At 54.6% G+C, this 26,823-nt stretch carries 25 protein-coding genes and 1 other annotated feature; of the genes, 15 read left to right on the forward strand and 10 right to left on the reverse strand.

Going from position 1 to position 26,823, the window contains the following annotated elements:
• The first annotated feature begins 157 nt into the window (after positions 1-157).
• Together FKM52_RS07840 and sbcB are read left to right on the forward strand one after the other, a co-directional pair.
• Positions 158-2,482 (forward strand): FdhF/YdeP family oxidoreductase, encoded by a 2,325-nt coding sequence (locus FKM52_RS07840; protein ID WP_141175651.1) that lies wholly within the window; start codon positions 158-160, stop codon positions 2,480-2,482.
• A 374-nt stretch (positions 2,483-2,856) separates the two neighbouring features.
• The gene (gene sbcB / locus FKM52_RS07845; RefSeq protein ID WP_141175652.1) at positions 2,857-4,284 is read left to right on the forward strand and encodes an exodeoxyribonuclease I; all 1,428 of its coding nucleotides are present in this window, start codon (positions 2,857-2,859) and stop codon (positions 4,282-4,284) included.
• A 63-nt stretch (positions 4,285-4,347) separates the two neighbouring features.
• Here sbcB and FKM52_RS07850 read toward each other — a convergent pair whose 3' ends face one another.
• The 3 genes from FKM52_RS07850 to FKM52_RS07865 form a co-directional block, all read right to left on the reverse strand.
• Complete coding sequence (locus FKM52_RS07850; RefSeq protein WP_141175653.1) at positions 4,348-4,893, reverse strand: YfaZ family outer membrane protein; 546 nt, start codon at positions 4,891-4,893, stop codon at positions 4,348-4,350.
• 283 nt (positions 4,894-5,176) lie between these two features.
• Positions 5,177-6,541, reverse strand: coding sequence for an APC family permease (locus tag FKM52_RS07855; protein WP_141175654.1), 1,365 nt, complete (start codon positions 6,539-6,541; stop codon positions 5,177-5,179).
• Positions 6,542-7,036: 495 nt separating this feature from the next.
• Positions 7,037-8,452, reverse strand: coding sequence for a glutamine synthetase family protein (locus FKM52_RS07865; protein WP_141175656.1), 1,416 nt, complete (start codon positions 8,450-8,452; stop codon positions 7,037-7,039).
• Between the two features lie 213 nt (positions 8,453-8,665).
• On the opposite strand from FKM52_RS07865, the gene FKM52_RS07870 reads away from it, so the two are divergent.
• From FKM52_RS07870 to FKM52_RS07880, 3 genes are read left to right on the forward strand one after another with little or no spacing between them, the layout of a single operon-like run.
• Positions 8,666-9,424 carry a gamma-glutamyl-gamma-aminobutyrate hydrolase family protein gene (locus FKM52_RS07870; protein ID WP_141175657.1) on the forward strand — a complete coding sequence of 253 codons (759 nt, stop codon included), beginning with the start codon at positions 8,666-8,668 and terminating at the stop codon, positions 9,422-9,424.
• Positions 9,421-9,978: an HTH-type transcriptional regulator PuuR gene (gene puuR / locus FKM52_RS07875; protein ID WP_141175658.1), complete on the forward strand. Its 558-nt coding sequence runs from the start codon at positions 9,421-9,423 to the stop codon at positions 9,976-9,978. The genes FKM52_RS07870 and puuR overlap by 4 nt, the downstream gene beginning before the upstream one ends.
• Positions 9,979-9,994: 16 nt before the next feature.
• Positions 9,995-11,272 (forward strand): NAD(P)/FAD-dependent oxidoreductase, encoded by a 1,278-nt coding sequence (locus FKM52_RS07880; RefSeq protein WP_141175659.1) that lies wholly within the window; start codon positions 9,995-9,997, stop codon positions 11,270-11,272.
• A gap of 13 nt (positions 11,273-11,285) precedes the next feature.
• Here the strand turns inward: FKM52_RS07880 and FKM52_RS07885 are convergent, their stop codons facing one another.
• Entirely contained in the window at positions 11,286-12,110 is an 825-nt protein-coding gene (locus FKM52_RS07885; protein ID WP_141175660.1) for an SDR family oxidoreductase, read from the reverse strand.
• A gap of 171 nt (positions 12,111-12,281) precedes the next feature.
• On the opposite strand from FKM52_RS07885, the gene hisL reads away from it, so the two are divergent.
• The 10 genes from hisL to FKM52_RS07935 all read left to right on the forward strand — a co-directional run bounded on the left by hisL (position 12,282) and on the right by FKM52_RS07935 (position 20,150).
• The gene (gene hisL, locus FKM52_RS07890; protein ID WP_100396937.1) at positions 12,282-12,329 is read left to right on the forward strand and encodes a his operon leader peptide; all 48 of its coding nucleotides are present in this window, start codon (positions 12,282-12,284) and stop codon (positions 12,327-12,329) included.
• Positions 12,305-12,426 (forward strand) — a sequence feature (His leader region). Its footprint overlaps the gene before it by 25 nt.
• Positions 12,427-12,470: 44 nt before the next feature.
• Positions 12,471-13,370 (forward strand): ATP phosphoribosyltransferase, encoded by a 900-nt coding sequence (hisG, locus tag FKM52_RS07895; protein ID WP_141175661.1) that lies wholly within the window; start codon positions 12,471-12,473, stop codon positions 13,368-13,370.
• A gap of 4 nt (positions 13,371-13,374) precedes the next feature.
• Complete coding sequence (gene hisD / locus FKM52_RS07900) at positions 13,375-14,682, forward strand: histidinol dehydrogenase (protein ID WP_141175662.1); 1,308 nt, start codon at positions 13,375-13,377, stop codon at positions 14,680-14,682.
• Positions 14,679-15,770 carry a histidinol-phosphate transaminase gene (hisC, locus tag FKM52_RS07905; RefSeq protein WP_141175663.1) on the forward strand — a complete coding sequence of 364 codons (1,092 nt, stop codon included), beginning with the start codon at positions 14,679-14,681 and terminating at the stop codon, positions 15,768-15,770. The genes hisD and hisC overlap by 4 nt, the downstream gene beginning before the upstream one ends.
• The gene (hisB, locus tag FKM52_RS07910; protein WP_141175664.1) at positions 15,767-16,834 is read left to right on the forward strand and encodes a bifunctional histidinol-phosphatase/imidazoleglycerol-phosphate dehydratase HisB; all 1,068 of its coding nucleotides are present in this window, start codon (positions 15,767-15,769) and stop codon (positions 16,832-16,834) included. Before hisC ends, hisB begins: the two co-directional genes overlap by 4 nt.
• A complete protein-coding gene (hisH, locus tag FKM52_RS07915) occupies positions 16,834-17,424 on the forward strand; it encodes an imidazole glycerol phosphate synthase subunit HisH (RefSeq protein WP_141175665.1) in 591 nt (196 codons plus the stop codon). Before hisB ends, hisH begins: the two co-directional genes overlap by 1 nt.
• Before the next feature lie 3 nt (positions 17,425-17,427).
• A complete protein-coding gene (gene hisA / locus FKM52_RS07920; protein ID WP_141175666.1) occupies positions 17,428-18,165 on the forward strand; it encodes a 1-(5-phosphoribosyl)-5-[(5-phosphoribosylamino)methylideneamino]imidazole-4-carboxamide isomerase in 738 nt (245 codons plus the stop codon).
• A complete protein-coding gene (gene hisF / locus FKM52_RS07925; protein WP_141175667.1) occupies positions 18,147-18,923 on the forward strand; it encodes an imidazole glycerol phosphate synthase subunit HisF in 777 nt (258 codons plus the stop codon). The genes hisA and hisF overlap by 19 nt, the downstream gene beginning before the upstream one ends.
• Positions 18,917-19,531 (forward strand): bifunctional phosphoribosyl-AMP cyclohydrolase/phosphoribosyl-ATP diphosphatase HisIE, encoded by a 615-nt coding sequence (gene hisIE, locus FKM52_RS07930; RefSeq protein ID WP_141175668.1) that lies wholly within the window; start codon positions 18,917-18,919, stop codon positions 19,529-19,531. Before hisF ends, hisIE begins: the two co-directional genes overlap by 7 nt.
• Positions 19,532-19,649: 118 nt before the next feature.
• Positions 19,650-20,150: a YbaK/prolyl-tRNA synthetase associated domain-containing protein gene (locus FKM52_RS07935; RefSeq protein ID WP_141175669.1), complete on the forward strand. Its 501-nt coding sequence runs from the start codon at positions 19,650-19,652 to the stop codon at positions 20,148-20,150.
• Positions 20,151-20,216: 66 nt separating this feature from the next.
• Here the strand turns inward: FKM52_RS07935 and wzzB are convergent, their stop codons facing one another.
• The 6 genes from wzzB to wbjC form a co-directional block, all read right to left on the reverse strand.
• Complete coding sequence (gene wzzB, locus FKM52_RS07940) at positions 20,217-21,236, reverse strand: LPS O-antigen chain length determinant protein WzzB (protein WP_141175670.1); 1,020 nt, start codon at positions 21,234-21,236, stop codon at positions 20,217-20,219.
• Between the two features lie 139 nt (positions 21,237-21,375).
• Entirely contained in the window at positions 21,376-22,782 is a 1,407-nt protein-coding gene (gene gndA / locus FKM52_RS07945; protein WP_141175671.1) for an NADP-dependent phosphogluconate dehydrogenase, read from the reverse strand.
• Positions 22,783-22,941: 159 nt separating this feature from the next.
• Complete coding sequence (locus tag FKM52_RS07950; RefSeq protein WP_141175888.1) at positions 22,942-23,355, reverse strand: WbuC family cupin fold metalloprotein; 414 nt, start codon at positions 23,353-23,355, stop codon at positions 22,942-22,944.
• Positions 23,342-24,556: a glycosyltransferase family 4 protein gene (locus FKM52_RS07955; RefSeq protein ID WP_141175672.1), complete on the reverse strand. Its 1,215-nt coding sequence runs from the start codon at positions 24,554-24,556 to the stop codon at positions 23,342-23,344. The genes FKM52_RS07950 and FKM52_RS07955 overlap by 14 nt, the downstream gene beginning before the upstream one ends.
• A complete protein-coding gene (gene wecB, locus FKM52_RS07960; RefSeq protein ID WP_141175673.1) occupies positions 24,556-25,686 on the reverse strand; it encodes a non-hydrolyzing UDP-N-acetylglucosamine 2-epimerase in 1,131 nt (376 codons plus the stop codon). Before wecB ends, FKM52_RS07955 begins: the two co-directional genes overlap by 1 nt.
• A 9-nt stretch (positions 25,687-25,695) precedes the next feature.
• The gene (gene wbjC, locus FKM52_RS07965) at positions 25,696-26,823 is read right to left on the reverse strand and encodes a UDP-2-acetamido-2,6-beta-L-arabino-hexul-4-ose reductase (RefSeq protein ID WP_141175674.1); all 1,128 of its coding nucleotides are present in this window, start codon (positions 26,821-26,823) and stop codon (positions 25,696-25,698) included.

The following is a 26,823-nucleotide window of genomic DNA, read 5'->3' on the forward strand; positions in this document are numbered from 1 at the left end:
AGTTTAATCATTACGCAATTTATCTCCCTGCCGATACGCTTATTCTCTCTGTAATATTTCGAAAGCAATTAGATCCATTTTTCTTCTGACAAAGTTCCCGATAACGCCAGCCTGACCTACCCTTTAATAACGAATTTCCAACAGAACCCAGAAAAATATGAAACATCAGAATCGTACAATCGGTATTGCTCCTTATGGTGGATCGGCCGGCGGCTGGGGCGCGCTGAAAGCGGTTGCTGATGCGTTACGCGGTCAAATGGCGGTAAAGCAGGATGTTATCGCCTTGTTTAAAGTCAACCAGCCGCAGGGGTTCGACTGCCCCGGCTGCGCCTGGCCCGATCCGCGCCATGCCTCTTCATTTGAATTTTGCGAAAACGGCGCCAAGGCGGTTTCCTGGGAGGCGACCAGCAAGCGCACCACGCCGGAGTTTTTCGCCGCTCATCCCGTCAGTGAACTGTGGCAGCGCAACGCTTTTGAACTGGAAGGCGAAGGCCGCCTGACGCATCCGATGAAATACGACGCCGCCAGCGATACATGGCAACCCATCGCCTGGGAAACCGCCCTGCGCGAAATCGGCGAAAAGCTGCAAAGCTATGACGATCCCGACAGCGTGGAATTTTATACCTCCGGGCGCGCCTCTAACGAAGCGGCATTTCTCTACCAGCTGTTTGCCCGTGAATATGGCACCAACAACTTTCCTGACTGTTCGAATATGTGTCATGAGCCGACCAGCGTCGGCCTGCCGCAGTCGATTGGGGTCGGCAAAGGGACGGTTACGCTGGACGATTTCGACCAGTGCGATCTGGTAATGTGTATCGGCCATAATCCCGGCACCAACCATCCGCGTATGCTGGGCACGCTGCGCGAGGTCGCTAAGCGCGGCGCCACTATTGTGGCGATCAATCCGCTGCGCGAGCGTGGCCTGGAACGTTTTACCTCGCCGCAAAGCCCGATTGAGATGCTGTCGCTCAGCTCCACGTCGCTGGCTTCCACCTACTACAAAGTCCGCGTCGGCGGCGATGCCGCGATGCTTAAAGGCGTAATGAAGGCGCTGCTGGCGATGCACGAACGGGCGTTGAAGGCGGGAGAGCCGGGCGTAATCGATGAGCAGTTTATCAGCGAACATACGCAAGGATTTGCAGCGCTGAAGCAGGACCTTGATAACGCTGACTGGCAGCATTTGTTGAAAGTGTCCGGTATGGACTATAAAGAGATCCTTAATATCGCCCGTCTGTATGCCACGGCAAAAAAAACCATTATCTGTTACGGCATGGGTATTACCCAGCATCAGTACGGTACGCAAAACGTTCAGCAAATTGCTAACCTGCTGCTGCTGCGCGGCAATATCGGCAAGCCCGGCGCCGGCATCTGCCCGTTGCGCGGCCACTCAAACGTACAGGGCGATCGTACCGTAGGCATTACGGAAATACCGTCGCAGGAGCTGCTCGACGGTATTGAAAAGGTGTTTGGCTTCAGGCCGCCGCAAAGAGATGGACATGGCGCAGTGGCCGCAATTCAGGCGATGCGCGACGGCAAAGCCAAAGCGCTGCTCTGCCTCGGCGGCAATCTGGCTGAAGCGATGTCCGATCCGCAGGTCACCTTTGCGGCGATGCGCAAGCTTGATCTGGTAGTGCATATGGCGACCAAACTAAACCGCTCACATCTGCTGTTGGGCAAACATAACTATCTTCTGCCGGTACTGGGCCGTACCGAACAGGATATTCAGGCTTCCGGCGAACAAAGTATTACCGTAGAGGATTCAATGTCGATGGTTCATGCTTCACGCGGCATGTTAACCCCCGCATCACCGCATCTGAAATCGGAGCCGGCCATCGTGGCGGGGCTGGCGAAGGCAACGCTGCCCAACAGCAAAGTGAACTGGGATCGGATGATCGGCGACTACAGTTTTATTCGTGAGGCGATCGAGGCTGTTTTCCCGGCGTTTCAGGACTATAACCGCCGCGTGCAGCAGCCGGGCGGTTTCCGCCTGCGCAATGCCGCTTCCGAGCGGGAGTGGCTTACCCCGTCGGGGCGGGCGCAGTTTATGGTAATGGAAGGCGTAAACGAAGATCCACGCTCGCTGAAGTGTCACGATCTGGTTTTGACCACGCTACGCAGTCACGATCAGTACAATACCACGCTGTATGGCCTCAACGATCGCTACCGCGGCGTGACCGGGCGACGCGACGTACTGTTTATCAACGCCGATGAAGCGGAACGTCGTCAGCTGCGCGTGGGCGATAAGGTTAATATCATTGCGCTCGATGCCGGAGGCCAGCGTACCGCGCGCCGTATGGATAACCTGACGATTGTGGTGCTGGATATGGCGCCCGGCTCGGTAGCCGCCTACTATCCTGAGGCCAACGTGATGGTGCCGCTGGACAGCCACGATACGCAAAGCGGCATCCCGGCGTATAAAAGCATTCCTGTTGAGATGGAGCTCTGCCTGCAGCCGGCGCCAACCTCCGGCGCGCTGCGCTAGCGCAACAAAGGCTCTCCCGATAAGCGAAAGCAGGCCGCGCCCACTGGATAAAAACAGGGCGACAACGCGCCGGTAGCCTTAGCGCCGCCCGAACCGACACGCCATACGCGCAGCCGCCCCGACGGAAAATCTCCGTCGCAGGGATTCTGTTATTTTTGCTCTACTCAAATATGGTTTACCATAGACCGCGTTCTTGCGTGACCGCTCGTCCTGCCGCGATGTTGCCAGTTTCAGCAGGCAGAGGAGCGTTCAAATCTGCCGCTACGACGGGCAAAGGCTGAGGTGCAGGTAGACAAACAGCATCAGCAAAAGCACAAACTTAATAACATCTGTGAAAATAAAGCGTTATGCAGACACTAAAAGGCAGCTAAACCGTGGCCGACAAGCAAAAGCAACCAACCTTCCTGTTCCATGATTATGAAACCTTCGGCAAGAGTCCGGCGCTCGATCGCCCGGCGCAGTTTGCCGGTATTCGTACCGATATGGATTTTAATATCATCGGCGAACCGGAGGTGTTTTACTGCCAGCCTGCGGATGATTACCTGCCTCAACCGGAAGCGGTAATGATTACCGGCATTACGCCGCAGCAGGCGCGGGCGCGCGGCGTTAACGAAGCGGAATTCGCTCGCCGCATTCATGCCCTGTTTACCGTCGAGAACACCTGCGTGGTGGGATATAACAACGTGCGTTTCGATGATGAGGTAACGCGCAATATCTTTTACCGCAACTTCTTCGATCCTTACGCCTGGAGCTGGCAAAACGGCAACTCACGCTGGGATCTGCTGGATGTGATGCGCGCCTGCTATGCCTTACGCCCTGACGGCATCCACTGGCCGGAAAACGAGGACGGGCTGCCCAGCTTCAAGCTGGAGCATCTGACAAAAGCGAACGGCGTTGAGCACAGTCACGCGCACGATGCGATGTCAGACGTCTACGCCACTATCGCCATGGCGAAGCTGGTGAAAACTAAACAGCCGAAGCTGTTTGAATTCCTGTTCCGCCACCGCAGCAAGCAGAAGATCAATACGCTGATCGATATTCCACAAATGAAGCCGCTGGTGCATATCTCCGGCATGTTTGGCGCGCTGCGCGGCAATACCAGCTGGATCGCCCCGCTCGCCTGGCATCCGGAAAACCGCAACGCGCTGATTGTCTGCGACCTGGCCGGAGATATGGCGCCGCTGCTGGAGCTGGATGCCGACGCGCTGCGCGCAAGGCTCTATACGCCGCGCCAGCAGCTGGGCGAGGCGTCAGCGGTGCCGATCAAACTGGTGCACAGCAATAAGTGCCCGGTACTGGCGCCCGCCAGTACGCTGCGCCCGGAAGATGCAGAGCGTTTGGGAATCGATCGGCAGCGCTGTCTGGATAACCTTAAGCTGCTGCGTCAGCATCCGGAAGTTCGCGAAAAGGTGGTGGCGCTTTACGCTGAGGCCGAACCCTTTATTCCCTCCGAAGACGTGGACGCCCAGCTTTACAACGGCTTTTTCAGCGATGCTGATAAAACCGCGATGGGAATTATCCAGCAGGCAACGCCGGCAAACCTGCCCGCGCTTGATTTAACCTTTAACGATCAACGCATCGAGAAGCTGCTGTTTCGCTACCGTGCGCGTAACTTCCCCGGCACGCTGGATGACAGCGAGCAGCAGCGCTGGCTGCAGCATCGTCGCGAGACGCTGAACGGCGAGCGTATCGAAGCGTTTCTGCTGGAGCTGGAATCGCTGGCTAATCTGCATGAGGGCGACAAAGATAAAATGGCGCAGCTAAAGGCGCTGTATGATTACGCTCGCGAATTAGTCTCATAAGCGCGCCCTCGCCGCCATAAAAAAGCCGTCCCTGAGGACGGCTTTTTTACTGCGAACAAACCATCAGAAGCGCAGCGAAGCGCCGATGTAAGGACCATCCGCCAGCACGTTATCTTTACGGCTGCCTTTATTATTCAGCTCGGCATATTTATAGCCAACGCGCACGTTCAGCAACGAAATCGGCGTAAAGCTGATGCCGCCAGAGGCTTCCTGGTAGCTATCGAGGTGATCGGTAAAAGCTTCCGGCGAATAGTAATATTCGCCATACAGGCCCAGCATATTGGTTACCGGAATGCTGACGCCCGCGCCAACCGCAGCGGCAAAACCATCTTTACCATCTTTCGGGTCAATCCACATCGCTTTGATGCCGGGGCTGAGGAAAACAGAGCCGATTGCCACGTTATAGCCCAGACGCAGACCGCTAACGTCGCCGTCATGATCGCTGCGCATCCAGTTACCGGACAGGCTCAGGCCCGGCGTAGTCGTGCCCAGCCCAACGTTCAGGTTGGTGTAATGCTCACCCACGTCAACGCTGCCTTCAATCGCCTGCGCTGAACCCGCAGCCAGCATCAGAGCCAGACCGCTACCTACCACTACTTTTTTAAACATTGCCAACTCCATTATTTCAGGCACGAATTGCTGGCGAAGGGTAGCGGAGCTGGCGAGCGGATACAAGAGGACCAGGCTGATAAGGTTAAAACCTGTAGTGAACAATGCCATAGCAAACAGAAAATGTCCCGGCGCTGCGTCGAACGGATAGCGCGCCACGCCGCCGTTTAAGCGCCGTAAAAAAGGCCGGACGCTTGTCCGGCCTGATAAGTTATCAATATCGCAGCGGGCGACGCCCGCCGGCGACAGGGCCAGGCGCGCTGGGCCTGGCTTTAAACGCGGCTCAGAGCGACTCTTCGCTATACTGCGGCACCGGGTTACGGAAGCTGCGCGTAACGACGGCCAGGTAGATAATCCCCACCGCCGCCCAGATCAGGCCGAGCACCATTGAACTCTCTTCGAGATTAATCCAGAGCGCGCCCACCGTCAGCGCGCCGCACAGCGGCAGCAGCAGATAGTTAACGTTGTCCATTATCGTCCTGCAACGCTTCTCGCGGATCCAGAACTGCGCAATCACCGACAGGTTAACGAAGGTGAAAGCCACCAGCGCGCCAAAGTTGACCAGCGCCGTCGCCGTTACCAGATCGAAACGGATTGCCAGCAGCGCAATGGCGCCAACCAGTACCACGTTAAGCGCCGGAGTACGCCATTTAGGATGCACGTAGCCGAAGAAACGCTCCGGGAAAACGCCGTCGCGGCCCATCACATACATCAGACGGCTTACGCCCGCATGCGCCGCCATACCTGAAGCCAGCACCGTTACGCAGGAGAAAATCAGGATGCCGAACTGGAAGGTTTTACCCGCCACGTAGAGCATGATTTCCGGCTGCGAAGCGTCCGGATCTTTAAAACGCGAGATATCCGGGAAATAGAGCTGCAGGAAGTAGGACACCGTGATAAAGATAATGCCGCCAACCAGCGCCGTCAGGAAAATCGCTTTCGGGATCACCCGCTCGGCGTCTTTCGTCTCTTCTGAGAGCGAGCTGATGCCGTCGAAGCCGAGAAACGAGAAGCAGAGAATGGTCGCGCCGGTAATCATCGGCACCACATGCGCATCCTCCGACCAGAACGGACGGCTGCTAACCAGCGTACCGGCGCCTTCGCCGTGCGCCACGCCATAAATCACCATGCAGACCAGGGCAATAATCACTGCCACCTGCATAACGACAATAACGCTGTTAAAGTTTGCTACGGACTTAATGCCGCGCAGGTTGGTCAGCGTCATAAAGCCAACCAACAGCACCACAAAGATCCAGGACGGAATGCCCGGCAGCAGCGCTTCAAAATAGATTTTCGCCAGCAGAATGTTGATCATCGGCATAAACAGATAATCAAGCAGTGACGACCAGCCAACCATAAAGCCGACGTGCGGACTGATGGTTTTTTGCGCGTAGGTATAAGCGGAACCCGCAGATGGGAAGCGGTTTACCAGTTTACCGTAGCTCAGCGCAGTAAACAGAATAGCAATCAGCGCGAAGGCATAAGCCGTGGCGACGTGGCCGCCGGTTAACCCGGAAACAATGCCAAAAGTATCGAACAGCGTCATGGGCTGGATATAGGCCAGGCCAATCATGACAACCGGCATCAGCGTCAGCGTTTTTTTCAGATGTGTACGCGGCTGCGAGGTGTGGTGGAGATCATGCGACATGGTTAAGTCCCCCCATAGCGGCGGCCTGATTAGGGCGGACCACAGGGAAACTTCGCGTTATGCGAGAGAGGTTCTTCAGAGGCGTGAGGGAGAAGGCTGAATCAATGCCGCCTGCACCATAATCATCACGGAGACGAATACCAGCGCATGCTGGTGAGAAGTTAACGAGTTGCCCCATCTTTGTATCCTCAAAACCACACGATATACGTGTTTTGTGTAAGTATCTATCCGGCACGCCGGCCGGCCTCTTTGACAAATGATCCTGGTTAAATGCAAAAAAATAACCGACGCCTCAAGCGCCGGTTATATTCTATTTTGCAGGGGGCGTATTTTGCACCACACAGAGGCAGGATGACAAGATCTTGAGACTTTCAGTAACAATTTCTTTTTCGTCAGCCGGCTGCGGCAAAAAACGCAGCCGATTATCGCGCGTGCTGCAGGCAGAGGGCGCCGCGTTAACGCCCTGCGCGCGCTGGCCGCGCCGGGCTTCCCGCCTCAGGCGTTTTTCAGCATCCAGTCAATTTCCGTAGCGGTAATCAACCGTTCAAACTGCATCAGCTCATGGTGCTTACAGCTGTGCCAGACAAAGCTAAAACGTTCGCCCAGCAGCTCCTGCAACGCCCGGCAGCGGGAAAATTCGTCCAGCGCCTCGCTCTGCCTGACCGGCAGCAGCGCCCCTTCCGCTGCGTGGCCGTTGCCGGTTACCGGCGCCGGCAGCGTCAGCGGATTATCCAGCCCGTGCAGAATTCCGGCAAAAATAGCGGCCAGCGCCAGCCAGGGGTTGGCATCGGCGCCCGCCACGCGATACTCCACGCGCCGGTTATCGATATCGCCGCAGGGGATGCGCAGCGCCACGGTACGGTTGTTATGGCCCCAGGAGGCGCGCAGCGGCACATAGGATTCGGGACGGAAGCGGCGGAAAGCGTTGACGTTCGGCGCCAGCAGCGCCATGGAGGCGGGCATCAGATCGAGCATCCCCGCCAGCGCCCGCTTCAGCAGCGGTGAATCGCTGCCATCATCACAGGCGAACGCGTTGCGATCGGCGGCGTCCAGCATACTGACATGCACATGCATGCCGCTGCCGGCATACTCTTCATAAGGTTTGGCCATAAAGGTGGCGGTCATGCCGTGGTTTTCCGCTACCTGCCTGACCAGCCTTTTCAGCTGGAGCGCGTGGTCGCAGGCGCTGAGTACGTTGCGCGTATGGTGCAGGTTGATTTCAAACTGTCCCGGCGAGGCTTCCGCCAGCGCGCCGTCGGCGGGAATGCCCTGCAGCCGCGCCAGACGATCGATATCGCCCAGCACCTGCGAAAAGCGATCGAGATTATCTACCGAATAGACCTGGCTCTGCACGTTGCGCTCATCGCTGCCTGGCGTACAGGGCGGCTGAATAAAACCTTCGCGATCGCGCTGCTTATCGACCAGATAGAACTCCAGCTCTACCGCTACCACCGGGAACAGCCCCCGGTTGCGCAAGCGCTGCCAGAGAGAGTTCAAAACATTACGGGGCTCAACGTCAAAGGGAGTGCCATCTTGGTTGCACATGGTCAACAGCAGCTGGGCAATATGAACGGGATCGGAAGCGGCGGGAACCAGCGTGCCCTCGACGGGCGTACAGATATTGTCCGGCTCGCCCAGCGCCTGGCCGAGGCCCGCCTGCTCGACGGTATTGCCCAGGATATCCATCGCAAATACCGAGGCCGGGAAGTAACAACCTTTTTCCAGCCTTGCCAGGCTGCCAACCGGAATACGTTTACCGCGAAAAACCCCGTTCAGATCGTTAAGCAGGATATCGACATACTGCGTTTCAGGATGGCGTTCCAGATAGGTTTTTACCTCATTCTGGAACGCGCTGGTTCGCATCTCTTCACTATGTCGCGTGAAGTCTTCTACTTCCACCAGGTTTGTCATGATCCCACCCGCCATTTACCGTTCAGAAAGGTTGCACGTCATGCTCAAAATAACGGCCATAGTTAGAACATAGTCATAAGGCAAAAAGTGTGCAAATGTTACACGACGGTTTGAATATTGCGCAAAGCCTGTCTAGATTGAAAATATATTGTACAAATCGGCGCGTCCGATGCGGTTTTGTCAGAAATATTGACCAGTTCAGGCGGGGATAACATGGCAAGAATAATGGACAAGCCGTTGATTGGCGTGGTGGCCTGCCGCTCGATAACAGAGGGGCACCCTGCTTTTACGCTACACCAGAAATATCTGGACGCCATTATGGATGCGCAGGGCGTCGCCATTATTCTGCCCCATCGTCCCGGTCAGGGCGAAGCCATTTCCCGGCGCGTTTTACCGCTGCTGGATGGCCTGCTGCTGTCCGGCAGCCCCAGCAATATCGAACCCTGGCGCTATGAGGCAACGGGAAAAGAAGAGCTGACCGATCCCGGACGCGATGAGCTGGCGCTGGCGTTGATAGCTCAGGCGCTGCCGCTGCATATGCCGCTGCTGGCTATTTGTCGCGGCATGCAGGAGCTGGCGGTGGCGACCGGCGGCACGCTCTACCGCCAGCTTCCGGTCGGCGAGATCGCACACTATGTCAATAGCGATGCGCCGCTGGCTGCGCAGTATGCGCCAACGCATGCTATCCAGCTGGCATCCGATGGACGGCTGTCGCAGCTGCTGCGTGGTATGACCTCGCTGCAGGTTAATTCGCTGCATCAGCAGGGCATCCATCATCCCGGCCCGCTGCTGCAGATCGAGGCGACCGCCCCGGATGGCGTGATTGAAGCGGTTTCCGTCCCGCATCATCCCTTCGCTTTCGGCGTGCAGTGGCACCCCGAATGGCGTTATCAACATGATGAAGCCTCATCGCAGCTGTTTGAGGCTTTTCTGCATGCCTGTCACCAGTACCGTAAGGAAAAGCGGCTATGAATGAAGCTACGCTGGCGCCCGGACGGCGCTTATCGCAAATCCGGCAGGAGTTAGGTTTGTCACAGCGGCGCGTTGCTGAGCTTGCCGGGCTAACCCACAGCGCCATCAGCACTATCGAACAGGATAAGGTCAGCCCCGCCGTCAGCACGCTGCAAAAGCTGCTGAAGGTGTATGGGCTGTCGCTGTCGGAATTTTTCTCCGATCCTGCCAGGCAGAGTCCGCCGAAAGTGGTTATCGAAGCGCAGGAGCTGATTGATATCGGCGGCCAGGGCGTCTCGCTGAAACTTATTCATAACGGCAGCGCCAGCCGTAATCTGGCGATGCTGCTGGAAACCTATCAGCCCGGCGCCACTACCGGCGAAAAGCTCCGTCATCCCGGCGAAGAGACCGGTACGCTGCTGGAGGGCGAAATTACCCTGACGGTAAACGGGCATAGCTATCAGCTGCATGCCGGGCAAAGTTACGTGATTGATACCGGGCAGCCGCACAGCTTCAGCAATACCTCTACGCGCCCCTGCCGCATCGTCAGCGCCCATACGCCCGCTAACTTTTAAATCAGGGAGAACCGCCGTGGACTATGTCGACAGTTATTATGCTGCAACGGTAAACCCGCATCAGCCCTGGCCGCAGCTGGATGGCTCGGTAACGTGCGACGTCTGTATTATCGGCGCGGGTTTTACCGGTCTCTCCTCGGCGCTGTTTCTTAGCGAAGCGGGCTACGACGTAGTCGTGCTGGAGGCGGCGTGCGTCGGCTACGGCGCCAGCGGGCGCAACGGCGGACAGGTAGTAAACTCCTACAGCCGCGATATCGACATTATTGAACAGCGCTACGGCGCGGACGCGGCGCGCATGCTCGGCAGCATGATGTTTGAAGGCGCCGATATCATTCGCGATCGCATCGATCGTTACGCTATCGCCTGCGACTACCGTCCCGGCGGCATTTTCGCCGCGCTGAATGCGCGCCAGATGCAGCATCTGCGCCAGCAGCAGCGCCAGTGGCAGCGCTACGGCAATCAGCAGCTGGAGCTGTTGGACGAGCGCGGCATCCGGCGCGCTATCGCTACCGAACGCTATGTGGGCGGGCTGCTTGATCGTCGCGGCGGCCATCTCCATCCGTTAAACCTGGCGCTGGGAGAAGCGGAGGCAATCCGGCGGCACGGCGGGCGTATTTATGAACAGTCGGCGGTGGACCAGGTAATTTACGGTGCGCCGAACCTGATAAAAACCGCGCGCGGCGACGTCAGCGCAAAATATCTTATCTTTGCCGGCAACGCCTACCTGGCGCCGGAGCTGGAGCCGCGCCTCAGCCGAAAAAGCATGCCGTGCGGATCGCAGATCGTCACCACCGAACCGCTAAGCGCTGACCAGGCGCTGGCGCTGCTGCCGGATAATTACTGCGTGGAAGACTGCAACTATCTGCTGGACTATTTTCGGCTAACCGCCGATAACCGTCTGCTGTACGGCGGCGGGGTGATTTACGGCGCGCGCGAGCCGCAGGATATCGCGGCGCTGATCCGTCCCAAGCTGTTAAAAACCTTTCCGCAGCTGCGCAACGTCAGGTTGAGCCATTGCTGGAGCGGCAACTTCCTGCTGACGCTATCGCGTATGCCGCAGCTGGGCCGCCTGGATAAGCAGGTTTACTATATTCAGGGGGACAGCGGACATGGCGTCACCTTTACTCATCTTGCGGGCAAGCTGGTGGCGGAAACCCTGCGCGGCGATGCCGAGCGCTTTGACGCCTTCGCCCGGCTGCCGCACCTGCCCTTTCCCGGCGGCCGCCGCTTTAAGGTACCGCTAACCGCCGTCGGCGCCGTCTGGTATGCGCTGCGCGATCGGCTCGGCGTGTAGCGGCCCGTTGCCGTTAGCCGAGCGGCATACTCGCCGGATCGGGGTAGCGATAGCTAAAGCCAAGCTCGCGGCAAATCTTACTGCCATCCACCAGCTTGCCCTCCTCCTTAGCGGCAGGCGCAAAAGTGGGCGGCGTCAGCCCCAGCTGGCGCGCCACCGCCGGGTAAAACTGCTGGCGGGAAGGATGAGAAGGCGCGCACAGGTTATAGGTACGCCCGCCCTGCGGCGTTTGCAACAGCAGGGTAATCGCCGCCACCACATCATCCAGATGTACCAGATTGACGCCATGTTCGCCGTCGGGAACGGCCGTTTTTCCGGCGAGAAAACGCCCCGGATGACGCTGCGGCCCGACCAGCCCCGCCAGGCGCAGAATATCCACCGAGGTGCCCGGCAGATCGTGCAGCCAGTTCTCCAGCTCTACCAGCGTTTTACCGGCGACGGAAAGCGGTTGCAGCGGACTATCTTCCCGCATCACGCCGTCGCCGTCGCCATATACCGAGGTGGAGCTGGTAAAAACGATGCGCGGCACGCTGAACGCCAGCGCGCTATCGACCAGGTTCTGCACCGCGCGCAGATAATTTTCGCCCCCTTCGACAGTGCGGCTGGCGGGCAAGGTTACCACCAGCGCATCCACCGCCAGCAGCGCCGCCAGTTCATCTGCATCACACTCCAGTTCCGGCGTCAGGGCCAGCTGGCAGCCTGCGATACCGCACATACGCGCTGCCTCAACGCCGTCCGGAGTGGTTTTACTGCCCGTCACCTGCCAGCCGCGCGCCGTCAGCGCCATCGCCAGCGGCATGCCCAGCCATCCAAGCCCTACAATCGCGACCTTTTTCATCCTCACTCCTGACGCTTCTGCCTGATAATCTTTAAGGCTACGCCACCGTTTTAAACGTGACAACGTCGCCCGCAAAGAGATTGCCGGCAAGCGTGAAAAAAACGGTTGCCAAGAAAGTTTAACTCCGCTAGGTTAACTGACAGGCAAATGAATATACATGCAGAGAATTTTATGACACGCGTTCAGTTCAACCATCATCACCACCATCACCCTGACTAGTCTTTCAGGCGATGTGTGCTGGAAGACATTCAGGATCTTCCAGTGGTGCAGAGCGCGAAATGGCCCCCGGAAGATCTTCTTCCGGGGGCTTTTTTTTGGCTGACTGCAACCGACAGGATAGATAACAAGAGGACTGGAGAGATGTTAGATAACACCCGTTTACGCATAGCTATGCAGAAATCTGGCCGTTTAAGTGACGAATCACGCGAACTGCTGGCACGCTGCGGCATCAAAATCAACCTGCAACAGCAGCGCCTAATCGCCTTCGCTGAAAACATGCCGATCGATATTTTGCGCGTGCGTGACGATGATATCCCCGGCCTGGTAATGGATGGCGTGGTGGATCTCGGCATCGTGGGCGAAAACGTGCTGGAAGAAGAGCTGCTCAACCGCCGCGCCCAGGGCGAAGACCCGCGCTACTTCACCCTGCGCCGCCTCGACTTCGGCGGCTGCCGTCTGTCGCTGGCGATGCCGGTAGATGACAACTATAGCGGCGTTCAGTGCCTGCAGGGTTCGCGCATCGCCACCTCCTATCCTCACCTGCTGAAACAGTATCTTGATAAGCAGGGCGTCTCTTTTAAATCCTGTCTGCTTAACGGCTCGGTAGAAGTGGCGCCGCGTGCGGGCCTGGCCGACGCCATTTGCGATCTGGTCTCTACCGGCGCGACGCTGGAGGCTAACGGCCTGCGCGAAGTGGAAGTGATATACCGCTCGAAGGCGGTGTTGATTCAGCGCGACGGCGAATTGCCGGCGGCGAAGCAGGAGCTGGTGGATAAGCTGATGACGCGCATCCAGGGCGTGATCAAAGCGCGTGAATCGAAATATATTATGCTGCACGCCCCAAGCGAGCGGCTGGAAGAGGTTATCGCGCTGCTGCCGGGCGCCGAACGCCCTACCGTACTGCCGCTGGCGGGCGATCAAAGCCGCCTGGCGATGCATATGGTCAGCAGCGAAACCCTGTTCTGGGAAACGATGGAAAAACTGAAGGCGCTGGGCGCCAGTTCAATCCTGGTCCTGCCGATTGAGAAGATGATGGAGTAAGCCGATGAGCCGCTTTGATACGCTGACAGAATGGCAGCAGTGCGATGAGGCGCAGCAGCAGGCGCTGCTGACCCGCCCGGCGATTTCCGCCTCCGATAATATCAGCCAGACGGTACGCGCCATACTGACGCGCGTCAGCGAGGCGGGCGATACCGCCCTGCGCGACTACAGCGCCGCCTTTGATAAAGCGCAGGTTGACGAACTGCGCGTCAGCCCGGCGCAGATCGCCGCCGCCGTTGACCGGCTCGGCGATGAGATTAAACAGGCGATGGCTGCCGCCGTCGCCAATATCGAAGCGTTTCACCGCGCCCAGCAGCTGCCCGAAGTGGATATTGAAACCCAGCCGGGCGTGCGCTGCCAGCAGGTAACGCGCCCGATTCGCTCGGTGGGCCTCTATATTCCCGGCGGCTCGGCGCCGCTCTTCTCTACCGTACTGATGCTGGCTACCCCCGCCCGCATCGCCGGCTGCGAGCGCGTGGTGCTCTGCTCGCCGCCGCCGATCGCGGATGAAATTCTTTATGCCGCCCAGCTGTGCGGCGTGCAGGAGGTGTTTCAGGTTGGCGGCGCGCAGGCGATTGCGGCGCTGGCTTTCGGCACCGAGTCGGTGCCGAAGGTAGACAAAATTTTTGGCCCCGGCAATGCCTGGGTAACCGAAGCCAAGCGCCAGGTCAGCCAGCGGCTGGACGGCGCGGCGATTGATATGCCCGCCGGTCCTTCAGAAGTGCTGGTAATTGCCGATGAGCAGGCGACGCCCGCGTTTGTGGCATCCGATCTGTTATCGCAGGCGGAGCATGGCCCCGACTCTCAGGTGATTTTGCTCACCCCGTCGCGCAGGCTGGCGCAGGCGGTGGCTGAGGCGGTTGAGGAACAGCTGGCGCAGCTGCCGCGCGCCGCTACCGCGCGGCAGGCGCTGGAGAGCAGCCGTCTGATCGTCGCTCGCGACCTGCAACAGTGCGTGGAAATATCTAACCGCTACGGACCGGAACACCTGATTATTCAGACGCGGCAGCCGCGCGAGCTGGTGGATAAGATCACCAGCGCCGGATCGGTTTTCCTCGGCGACTGGTCGCCGGAATCAGCGGGCGATTACGCGTCCGGCACCAACCACGTTCTGCCTACCTACGGCTATACCGCTACCTGTTCCAGCCTCGGCCTGGCCGATTTCCAGAAGCGAATGACGGTTCAGGAGCTGACGCCGCAGGGCTTCCTCAATCTTTCCGCCACTATTGAGACGCTGGCCGCCGCAGAACAGCTGATCGCCCACAAAAATGCCGTGACGCTGCGCGTCGCCGCGCTAAAGGAGCAAGCATGAGTGACGCTATTACCCGTCTGGCGCGCGCCAATATCCAGGCGCTGACGCCCTATCAGTCCGCGCGCCGTCTCGGCGGCAACGGCGACGTCTGGCTCAACGCCAACGAATATCCGCTGCCGGTCCCCTTTGAACTGTCGCAGCAGACGCTGAACCGCTACCCCGAATGCCAGCCGAAACTGGTGATTGAACGCTACGCCGACTATGCCGGGTTAACGCCGCAGCAGGTGCTGGTCAGCCGCGGCGCCGATGAAGGCATTGAGCTGCTGATGCGCGCCTTCTGCGAGCCGGGAAAAGACGCCATCCTGTTCTGCCCGCCCACCTACGGCATGTACAGCGTCAGCGCTGAAACCATCGGTATCGAATATCGCACCGTGCCCGCGCTGGCCGACTGGCAGCTGAACCTGCCCGCAATCGCCGCCGCGCTGGCGGGGGTGAAGCTGGTCTATATCTGTAGCCCCAACAATCCCACCGGCAATCTGATCAACCCGGACGATATGCGTCAGCTGCTGGAAATGACGCGCGGTAAAGCATTGGTGATCGCCGACGAGGCCTACATTGAGTTCTGCCCGCAGGCAACGCTGGCGGGCTGGATTGCCGACTATCCGCATCTGGTAGTGCTGCGCACCCTGTCGAAAGCTTTCGCGCTGGCGGGCCTGCGCTGCGGTTTTACTCTGGCGAATCCGGCGGTGATCGAACTGCTGTTGAAAGTCATCGCCCCTTATCCGCTGGCGACACCGGTAGCGGATATCGCCGCGCAGGCGCTGAGCGCCGGGGGCATCGCCCTGATGCGCAGTCACGTAACGGAGCTGAACGCCAACCGCAGCTGGCTCTCTGAGGCGCTGGCCGCGCTGCCCTGCGTCGAACAGGTATTCGCCAGCGAAACCAACTATCTGCTGGCTCGCTTCATTGATGCACCGCGAGTATTTAAAACCCTGTGGGATCAGGGCATTATTCTGCGCGACCAGAATAAAAACCCAGGCCTTGCCGGATGCCTGCGCATTTCCATCGGCACCCGCAGCGAGTGCGAGCGCCTGATCGCCGCACTACAGGCGCTGGCCGAAGCCGCCGACACAGTGGAGTCACTATGAGTCAGAAAACCCTTTTTATCGATCGCGACGGCACCTTGATTAGCGAGCCTCCTGAGGATTTTCAGGTGGATCGCATGGAAAAGCTGGCGTTTGAGCCGAACGTCATCCCGGCGCTGCTGGCGCTGCAACACGCGGGCTATCAGCTGGTGATGATCACTAACCAGGACGGCCTCGGCACCGCCAGCTTTCCGCGGGCCGATTTTGACGGCCCGCATAACCTGATGATGCAGATCTTCAGTTCACAGGGGGTGCGGTTTGCTGAGGTGTTGATCTGCCCTCACCTGCCTGCCGATAACTGCGACTGCCGCAAGCCGAAAACAAAACTGCTGGCAACGTGGCTGGCCGAGGGCGCGCTGGATAAAGCCAACAGCTATGTCATCGGCGATCGCGCTACCGATATCGAGCTGGCGCAAAACATGGGCATTCAGGGACTGCGCTACAGTCAGGATGGGCTGGACTGGGAGGCGATCCGTCAGAAACTGACGCAGCGCGACCGCTATGCGAAGGTGAACCGCAACACTAAAGAGACGCAGATTGAGGTTGAAGTCTGGCTGGATCGTGAAGGCGGCAGCAAAATTAATACCGGCGTGGGCTTTTTCGATCATATGCTCGACCAGATCGCCACCCACGGCGGCCTGCGCATGAATATTGAAGTAAAAGGCGATCTCTATATCGACGATCATCATACCGTAGAAGATACCGGCCTGGCGCTCGGCGAGGCGCTGCTGAAGGCGCTGGGCGATAAGCGCGGCATTGGACGCTTTGGCTTTGTGCTGCCGATGGATGAGTGCCTGGCGCGCTGCGCGCTGGATATCTCCGGGCGTCCGCATCTGGAATTTAAAGCGGAATTTAACTACCAGCGCGTCGGCGATCTCAGCACCGAGATGGTGGAACACTTCTTTCGCTCGCTCTCGTATGCCATGGCCAGCACGCTACACCTGAAGACCAAAGGCAAAAACGATCATCATCGCGTGGAAAGCCTGTTTAAAGCTTTTGGCCGCACGCTGCGCCAGGCGATACGCGTTGAAGGCAATACGCTGCCCAGTTCGAAAGGAGTGCTGTAATGAACGTGGTGATTCTGGATACCGGCTGCGCCAACCTGTCGTCGGTAAAGTCCGCCATTCAGCGCCTGGGCTATACGCCGCAGGTTAGCCGCGACGCCGATATCGTGCTGACGGCGGACAAACTCCTGCTGCCCGGCGTCGGCACCGCGCAGGCGGCGATGAATCAGCTGGAGCAGCGCGATCTGATTGAACTGATAAAGGCCTGCACCCAGCCGACGCTCGGCATCTGTCTGGGCATGCAGCTGTTGGCCGGCGTCAGTGAAGAAAGCGGCGGCATCAAAACCCTGGGGATTATCGATCAGCCGGTGATTCGGATGCCGGATCGCGGCCTGCCGCTGCCCCATATGGGCTGGAACCGCGTTACGCCGCAGGCGGGCCACCATCTGTTCCGTGGTATTGAAGAGGAGAGCTGGTTCTACTTCGTACACAGCTACGCCATGCCGCTCGGCGCCTTTACTATTGCGCAGTGTCAGTATGGCGAACCTTTCAGCGCCGCCATCCAGAAAGATAATTTCTATGGCGTCCAGTTCCACCCTGAGCGCTCCGGCAAAGCGGGCGCGCAGCTGCTGAAAAACTTCCTGGAGATGTAACGGATGATTATCCCGGCGTTAGATTTGATTGATGGAAAAGTGGTGCGTCTGCATCAGGGAGACTACGGGCAGCGGCGCGATTATGGCAACGATCCGCTGCCGCGCCTGCAGGAATATCAGCGTCAGGGCGCTGAACTGCTGCACCTGGTTGACTTAACCGGCGCGAAGGATCCCGCGGCGCGCCAGCTGCCGCTGCTGAAGAAGCTGCTGGCGGGCGTTGAGGCGCCGGTCCAGCTGGGCGGCGGCATCCGCAGCCGCGATGATGTCGCCGCGCTGCTGGAGGCGGGCGCCGCGCGCGTGGTGGTAGGCTCGACGGCGGTAAAACAGCCGGAAGAGGTACAGCGCTGGTTCAGCGAGTTCGGCCCGCAGGCGATGGTACTGGCGCTGGACGTGCGTATTGATGCGGATAATCGCAAAGAGGTGGCGATCAGCGGCTGGCAGGAGGCGGCGGGCGTCACGCTGGAGCAGATTATCGAACTCTACCTGCCTTATGGTCTGCAACATGTTCTCTGCACCGATATTTCACGCGACGGCACGCTGAGCGGATCGAACGTTACCCTTTATCAGGAAGTTTCCGCTCGCTTTCCGCAGATTGCCTTTCAATCCTCCGGCGGCATCGGATCGCTGGCGGATATAGCCGCCCTGCGCCACTGCGGCGCCCGCGGCGTAATCGTCGGCCGCGCCCTGCTGGAAAATAAATTTACGGTTTCGGAGGCGATTTCATGCTGGCAAAACGGATAATTCCCTGTCTCGACGTGCGCGACGGACAGGTAGTAAAAGGGGTGCAGTTCCGCAATCACGAAATCATCGGAGATATCGTACCGCTGGCGCAGCGCTATGCCGATGAGGGCGCCGACGAGCTGGTATTTTATGATATCACCGCCTCCAGCGACGGCCGCGTGGTGGATAAAAGCTGGATAGCACGGGTCGCCGACGTCATCGATATCCCCTTCTGCGTCGCTGGCGGTATTAAAAGCGTCGAGGACGCCGCGCGCATTCTCTCTTTTGGCGCGGATAAGATCTCGGTTAATTCGCCGGCGCTGGCCGAGCCCGAACTGATTACCCGCCTCGCGGATCGCTTTGGCGTGCAGTGCATTGTGGTGGGGATTGATACCTGGTATGACGAGCAGAGCGGTAAATACCAGGTTAACCAGTATACCGGCGACGAGAAGCGTACCAGGATAACCCAGTGGGAAACGCTGGCGTGGGTACAGGAAGTGCAAAGGCGCGGCGCCGGTGAAATCGTGCTGAATATGATGAACCAGGACGGGGTGCGCAACGGCTACGATCTCACTCAGCTACAAAAAGTACGCGAGGTATGCAAAGTGCCGCTTATCGCCTCCGGCGGCGCCGGCACCATGGCTCATTTCCTCGAAGCGTTCCGCGATGCCAGCGTCGATGGCGCGCTGGCCGCCTCGGTATTTCATAAGCAGATTATCAATATCGGCGAACTGAAACGGTTCCTGATTGAACACGATGTGGAGATTCGTCCGTGCTAACAGAACAGCAGCTTTCCCGGCTTGACTGGGAAAAAACCGGCGGCATGATGCCGACTATCGTACAACATAGTGTATCGGGCGAAGTGCTGATGCATGGCTATATGAACCAGCAGGCGCTGGCGAAAACGCTGGATGAGGGTAAGGTCACCTTCTGGTCGCGAACAAAAAACCGTCTCTGGACCAAAGGCGAAACTTCCGGCCATTTCCTTAATGTAATCAGCATCGCGCCCGACTGCGATAACGATACGCTGCTGGTGCTGGCGCAGCCCGTGGGGCCAACCTGCCATCTCGGCGCCTCCAGCTGCTTCTCACCCGCCGCGCCGGACTGGGTATTCCTCTGGCAGCTGGAACAGCTGCTGGCGGCGCGTAAGCAGGCCGATCCCAGCAGCTCCTATACCGCCAAACTTTACGCCAGCGGCACCAAGCGCATCGCGCAGAAAGTCGGCGAGGAAGGCGTTGAAACCGCGCTGGCGGCCACGGTAAACGATCGCCATGAGCTGACTAACGAAGCCTCCGATCTGCTCTATCACCTGATGGTACTGCTGCAGGATCAGAATCTCGACCTGAGCGCGATTATCAGCAACCTGCGCGCGCGCCACACTCCTTAGCCCTACAGACGCTACCGCACAGGTAGCGTCTCTTTTCCTGGCATCCCCGGTTTACCCCGGCGACAGCCTGTTTTTTTGTTACGCCAGATCAGCCGCCACAAGCAGGAAGAAAAACGTCATGGCCAGTACTTTTCATCAATTGATCGCTTTACTCGATAAGCATCAGGCACGCTATCGTCTGGTAGAACATGCGCCGGAAGGAAAATGCGCCGCGGTCGCTCAGCTGCGCGCTACCCTGCCGGGGCAGGGAGCGAAAGCGCTGGTTTGTCATGTTAAAGGCAACGGCGTTAAACAGTATGTGTTAGCGGTACTGCCTGCTGACTGTCAGGCCGATCTGGCAAAAATTGCTTCAGCCGCAGGCGGGACGCGCGCTTCGCTGGCCAGCCCGGCAGAAGTAACAAAGCTGACCGGCTGCGTTTTTGGCGCTATTCCGCCTTTTAGCTTTCACCCCGCTCTCAGGCTATTTGTCGATCCGCTACTGTTCGAACGCTTCAAAGAAATAGCGTTTAACGCTGGCAGATTAGACTGCTCAGTCATTATGCATGCAGAAGATTACCGCGCGCTGGCGGATGCGACAGTCGTCACGATCAGATACGCCGGGCCTGAGCTGACTGACTAAAAATTCGCCGCGTCTCAAAGTAAAAAAACCCGGCTCCGGGCCGGGTTTTAATAATAAAGAGTTCAATCAGACTGACTGTTTACGTTGCTTCCAGACCGCAATCATATTACGCCCCAGGACAACGACTGAACCCACAACGCCGCCCAGCAATACCGCCAGCAACAGCGTCAGGCTCCGCTTAGGGCTATCCCGATAGATTGGCAAATCAGGCTGCATGATATAGCGAAAGGATTGCAGGTTATCCACCTGAATTGTCAAATCCTTAATCAAACGCAGAGCGCGCTGGGTAGCATAATAACTATCATCCAACGGCAGCGGACGAGTCGCCTCGTTGGCGATCGCCGCGCTTAGCGCTCTGGAGCCGAGGAGGTAGAGCGTATCATCGGATAAAAATTCTGCCTGCGTCAGCTGTGAGGTGACAATATTTGAATTTTCGGCGATTTTTAATGCCTGCTTTAACTCATCAATACGCTGCTTTTTTTTGTTCTGCGCTACCTCAAGCTGTGACGCCAGTGAATCATTAAGTTCACGCAGCTTTACCTGCATATTGTGTTTAATATCAGCGCCATAGTCATTTACCACATCATCATTAACCAGCTTGATAAAATGTGCTACCTGCGCCTGCGCCTCTTTAGCCGTTTCCGCAGTGAAGGTAATACTTAATGGCTCAGCTTGTCCGGCATTTACTGGCGCAACTTTTAAAGTTAATGGGGTTTCCAGATTTTGTAAGGAGCCCGACAAGGCATATAGCGAAGCGCTAAAACGGCTAAAAAGCTGTCGTTGTAGCTCAGCCACGCTGGGTTTATCCTGCGGCGTTTGCGAATAGAGCACGTTAAGCGCGGCATTATAGTTAGATACCTGCCCCGCGCTGGGCTGGGCGACAATCGCCTCGGAAGTCCATTTCTCTTTAGCAAAAAAAAGATAAGCTGTAGCCAACAGCAGAAACAGAATGATCGTCGCAATAATCGTTCTTTTACTATTCCATAATTGCATCAAAATATCCATAAGATCTAAATCGTCATCGTTGTTAAAAAACGTCTGATGAATTAACGACTGATCCGATGCTACCTTATCTTTTACATTCATGTTTCCAACAGACCCAACCAGGTAAATGAAACGCAAATTTATAAATTCCAGTAGAAAATAGTAGCAGAGGTTGCGAAGAGAGTTATCTGAAAGTAATAAAAAAACCTCCCGACGGGAGGTTTTTTTTAACAACCTGGTGTCAGTCAAGCCATTCGGTATGGAAGACGCCATCTCTGTCAATGCGCTTGTAGGTATGAGCGCCAAAGTAGTCGCGCTGCGCCTGGATCAGGTTAGCCGGCAGCACAGCGGAGCGGTAGCTGTCATAATAGGCGATGGCCGCAGAGAAGGTCGGCGTCGGGATGCCGTTCTGCACCGCCCAGGAAACCACGTCACGCAGCGCCTGCTGATACTCATCGGCAATATTTTTAAAGTAAGGCGCCAGCAGCAGGTTAGCGATATCCGGGGTATCCTTATAAGCATCAGTAATTTTCTGCAGGAACTGAGCACGGATAATGCAGCCTGCGCGGAAAATCTTCGCAATTTCACCGTAGTTCAGGTTCCAGCTGTACTCCTCGGAAGCCGCTTTCAGCTGGGAGAAACCCTGCGCATAAGAAACAATTTTCCCCAGATAAAGCGCGCGGCGCACTTTCTCGATGAATTCAGCTTTATCGCCGCTGAAGGATTGAGCTGTCGGACCGCTTAGTACCTTAGAAGCGGCCACCCGCTGAGATTTCAGGGAAGAAAGATAGCGGGCAAACACGGACTCGGTAATCAGCGATAGCGGCTCGCCCAGATCCAGCGAACTTTGGCTGGTCCATTTGCCGGTGCCTTTGTTGGCCGCTTCATCCAGAATCACGTCAACCAGATAGTTGCCCTGCTCATCTTTCTTCGTAAAAATATCTTTAGTGATGTCGATCAGATAGCTGCTTAACTCACCCTGGTTCCACTCGCTGAAGGTCTTCGCTAACTCTTCGTTGCTCAAACCCAGCGCATTTTTCAGCAGAGAATAAGCTTCAGCGATCAGCTGCATATCTCCATACTCAATGCCGTTATGCACCATCTTCACGTAATGGCCTGCGCCGTCCGGGCCGATATAAGTCACGCAAGGTTCGCCTTCGGCGCGCGCGGCGATTTTATCCAGAATCGGCGCAACCAGCTCATAGGCTTCTTTCTGACCGCCGGGCATAATTGATGGCCCTTTCAGCGCGCCCTCTTCGCCACCTGATACGCCAGTGCCGATAAAGTTGAAACCTTGCTCAGAAAGCTCTTTGTTGCGGCGAATAGTATCTTTATAGAAGGTGTTGCCGCCATCAATCAGGATATCGCCTTTGTCCAGATGAGGAGTCAGTGAAGCGATAGTTTTATCAGTCGCTTCTCCGGCCTGCACCATCAGCAGGATACGACGCGGTTTTTCCAGAGAGGCGACAAACTCTTCAATGCTGTAATAAGGTACGAGTTTTTTGCCCGGATTTTCAGCGATAACTTCATCAGTTTTTTCACGCGAGCGGTTAAAAACGGATACGGTATAGCCACGGCTCTCTATGTTAAGCGCCAGGTTGCGCCCCATTACCGCCATACCTACAACGCCGATCTGTTGCTTGGACATTATCTACTCCTGTCAGGTGTGTTCACTGCGACTCAGCACGCGGCTGATAGTATTGCTGATATTAACTCAGTAATGGTATCAGAGAATAGCCTTTGGTGCGGTCCTTGCCAGGATTGATTAAAACTCAGGCATTTCAAACAAACAATAAACTAAAGGCGATTAGACAGTAGCCCACTCAGGAAAAGCCTTGGCATATTTAACATCGAATGGACCTTCTTTTATTTCCATCATTAAAGCTCGTTCCGAAATACACTCAACGCTATGAATATCACCCGGAGAAAATTCAACTACGGAAGCTGATGAACCCGGCCCACACTCAAAATCTTTAATAACATTGCCTACATTATCATATAGTTTAACCTTCAGCCGCCCCTGCAAAACAACAAACATCTCCCACTGGCTGGCAAGCTCATGATAATGTGGTTCAACATAGCTGCCTTTTATCAAGGCGATTATTAAACGTTGAACTTTATCTTTATGAGTTTTGTGGAGAAGATAATGTGCCCGCTTACGGTCGGAATCAGCAGCATCAAGAAATAAACCTTCAATAATGTCATCTTCAATCAATATCATCATTATCCTCGAATAATTTTACAATAAGCTGAGCGGCCGAAGTAACAGAAAACTGCTCGCATAATAGTTGATAGGCATAACGTCCGGTAACATTACGCAATTCACTATCGGAATAAAGTTTTACTGCAGCCTCATAAAGTAAATCATCTTCACCATTAACGTATATGAAGCCTGCATTATGTTGGTTAATAATATCTTGCAGATCGTTCCCTTTATTAACGCTGCCAAGAATAGGTAACGACTCTACCATATAGCCTAACAGTTTTCCCGGAAAGTTATGCGCTGTATGTTGAGCTGAAAGCGAGAATAAACCAACATCAACTTCACTCAAAATATTTTTAAATACCTTTTGGCTGACGGAATTTAAGTAGCTAAAATTAGTTAAATTCCACTCTTCAGCAAGCTTGTTAATCAGCTCAACTTCATCGCCCTGACCTATAAATAAGAAATGAGCATGCTCAAATAGCTGCATTTTTTTTGCTAAACGCATCAGATTGGCCATATCCTGAGCATGACCAATGTTTCCACCATAAAAGTAAATAATTTTATTGGTTAAATTTAGTTTTTCTCTTATTGATATATAATTCAGGTCATCTTTTTTAACGGGCTGCAGATCAGCCCAATTACGTAAAACCTCACAATGATAATCGGGGTGAAGTTCACGGAAAAGCTGCAAATTTTTATCTGACATTAAACCAATACGTGTAGCTTGTCGATAAGAATAATGTTCGAAATAGCGAAAGTATTTCTCAATTAGCGATCCTGGTTTCATCATTCCAGCATCAATAGTCCATTGAGGGAATAAATCTCGTAGAACTAAATATGCAGGACAATGACAAACCTTCTTGAGACGATGGACTAATCCGCCCCAGAAAATTGAAGGGGAATAATAGATTATTCCATCGAATGTATCAGGTTTAATCAAATGACGTACTGCTTTCCATGCACGAATTGAAAGTAATGTTTCATTTATAGCACGGCTGATTTTATTAATATCTTTTATCGGGGCGCTTTTAAAGCGCCAGATAGTAATACCATCAATATGATCGATGTTTAAAATGTCCTTTTGTTGAAAATCAGGTGTAATGACAGTAACCTGATGTCCCTGTAAATGAAGCTCTATAGCCAGCTCATGAAACATTTTAGCCCCAACACGCGTACTGTGAGGCAAGTAATCATCAATGATTAAAAGCAATTTCATTAATACTGCTTCCAGACAACTCGCTTAACATAATCAGTATACGAGTGAACGATTCTGACTACCTTATCAGAAACATTTGGCATACTATAATCGTATACCTGACGTAACAGGCGTTCTTCGCCCCTCGGCTGTAGACGCAGAATGTCCAGAGCCTGTAGTACGCGATCGGTTTCAAGCCCAACCATCATTACCGAAGCTTCCTCGAACCCTTCCGGCCTTTCATGCGCTTCACGAATATTTAATGCCGGGAAATTCATAATTGAAGACTCTTCCGTGATCGTGCCACTATCGGAAAGCACAGCGCGGGCATTTTTCTGCAAGCAATTATAATCATGAAAACCTAATGGTTTAAGTAACTGAATATTTTTATGGAATCGAATACCATTTTGTTCAATACGATTACGTGTACGTGGATGTGTTGATACTATTACCGGTAAATCGTAACGTTCAGCTACGGTATTAAGGATATTAGCAAGCTTTGTTAATTGTTTCGGTGAATCAACGTTTTCTTCTCGGTGAGCGCTAACGACAAAAAATTGTTCTGCAGTAAGATTCAATCTTGTAAGTACATCTGAAGCGTCAATTTTCGGCATATAGTGTGTCAAAACTTCAAACATTGGACTGCCAGTTTTGATAATCCTGTCGGCCGGTAAGCCTTCAGCAAGGAGGTAATCCCGTGCAATATCGCTATAGGTAAGATTAACATCCGCAGTATGATCGACTATACGCCTGTTTGTTTCTTCAGGAACACGTTGGTCGAAACAGCGATTCCCTGCTTCCATATGAAAAATAGGGATTTTACGGCGCTTCGCGGGTAATGCCGATATACATGAGTTAGTATCACCAAGAACTAACATAGCTTCAGGCTGTACTATTTCCAGTACTTCATCAACTTTAATAATAACCTGGCCAATAGTTTCTGCTGCACTTTTACCGGCGGCGTTCAGAAAAAAATCTGGCTTACGAACGCCTAAATCCTTAAAAAAAACTTCGTTTAATTCGTAATCATAATTTTGTCCGGTGTGTATTATAGTGTGATCGCAATAAATATCTAACTTAGCTAAAACACGAGACAGACGAATAATTTCAGGTCGTGTACCAACAACAGAAACAATTTTTAGTTTTTTCATACCATTCTCTTATAAACTACTGGCTATAGTATCTGGTTTACTACGGTCGAAAATTTCATTAGCCCACACTATGGCAATTAGCTCATCTTCACCAATGTTGGTAACATCATGGGCCCAGCCGGGAATAGTTTCGACCAGCTCAGCTTTATTTTCATTTGTTATTACTTCAAAACATTCGCCGGTAATCATGTGACGAAAACGAAAGCGCGCGATACCTTTAATAACTAAAAATTTTTCAGTTTTTGTGTGGTGATAATGCCCACCTCTCGTAACGCCAGGATAAGCAGTAAAATACGAAAACTGCCCCGAATCCCTGGTTTTAATCACCTCAACGAAGGCGCCCCGCGGATCCCTGTATTCAGGAATATTATAAGTAAATTTCTCTACAGGTAGGTAACTAATAAAAGTTGAATACAAAGCTCTGATAAAACCGCTACCAACTCTGTCAATAATAAGAGTCTCGCGATTATGTTTAAAACCTTGTATAATCTCTGCCAGTTCGCCAACGGTAGTATTATAAGTAGGCGTAACCTCCAGGAAACCATCGTTAATTTCACATAATGGCTGCTGCTTAAGGATGCTAATAAAAATATTTACTACATCATCAATATATACCAGGCTTATTTCTTGCTGAGGATTATTAATACTGACAGGCAAATCCCGGGCGATATTATTGCAAAACGTTGCGACAACCGAATTATAATTTGGACGAGCCCACTTTCCAAACACACCGGGTAAACGATATATATAAGCTGGTATATTACTATCTTTTAAAAGATCAATTATATACCCTTCAGCAATTCGCTTACTTTTACCATAAAGAGTATCGGCAGAAGCATGGATGGAAGAAGTAAACAAAACAGGTATTTTTCTTCCCGTATCCTTAGCTATTTTTACTATTTCCTGACATAAAATACGCGTCAACTCTGAATTATGCTCCACAAACTCTTCTGCATCTTGTGGGCGATTGACGCCCGCAAGATGGAAAATAAAGTCAACTTCTTTTAACAGAAAGGATAGCTCATCAATTTTATTATGACGCGTAAAGAAAACTAACTCTGAGTCTTTATCCTCCGCCATTCGTAAGCAAAGATTTTTTCCTATAAAACCATCGGCACCGGTGATCAGGATTTTCAC

The sequence above is a fragment of the Mixta tenebrionis genome (assembly GCF_006517625.1).
Classification (GTDB): domain Bacteria; phylum Pseudomonadota; class Gammaproteobacteria; order Enterobacterales; family Enterobacteriaceae; genus Mixta; species Mixta tenebrionis.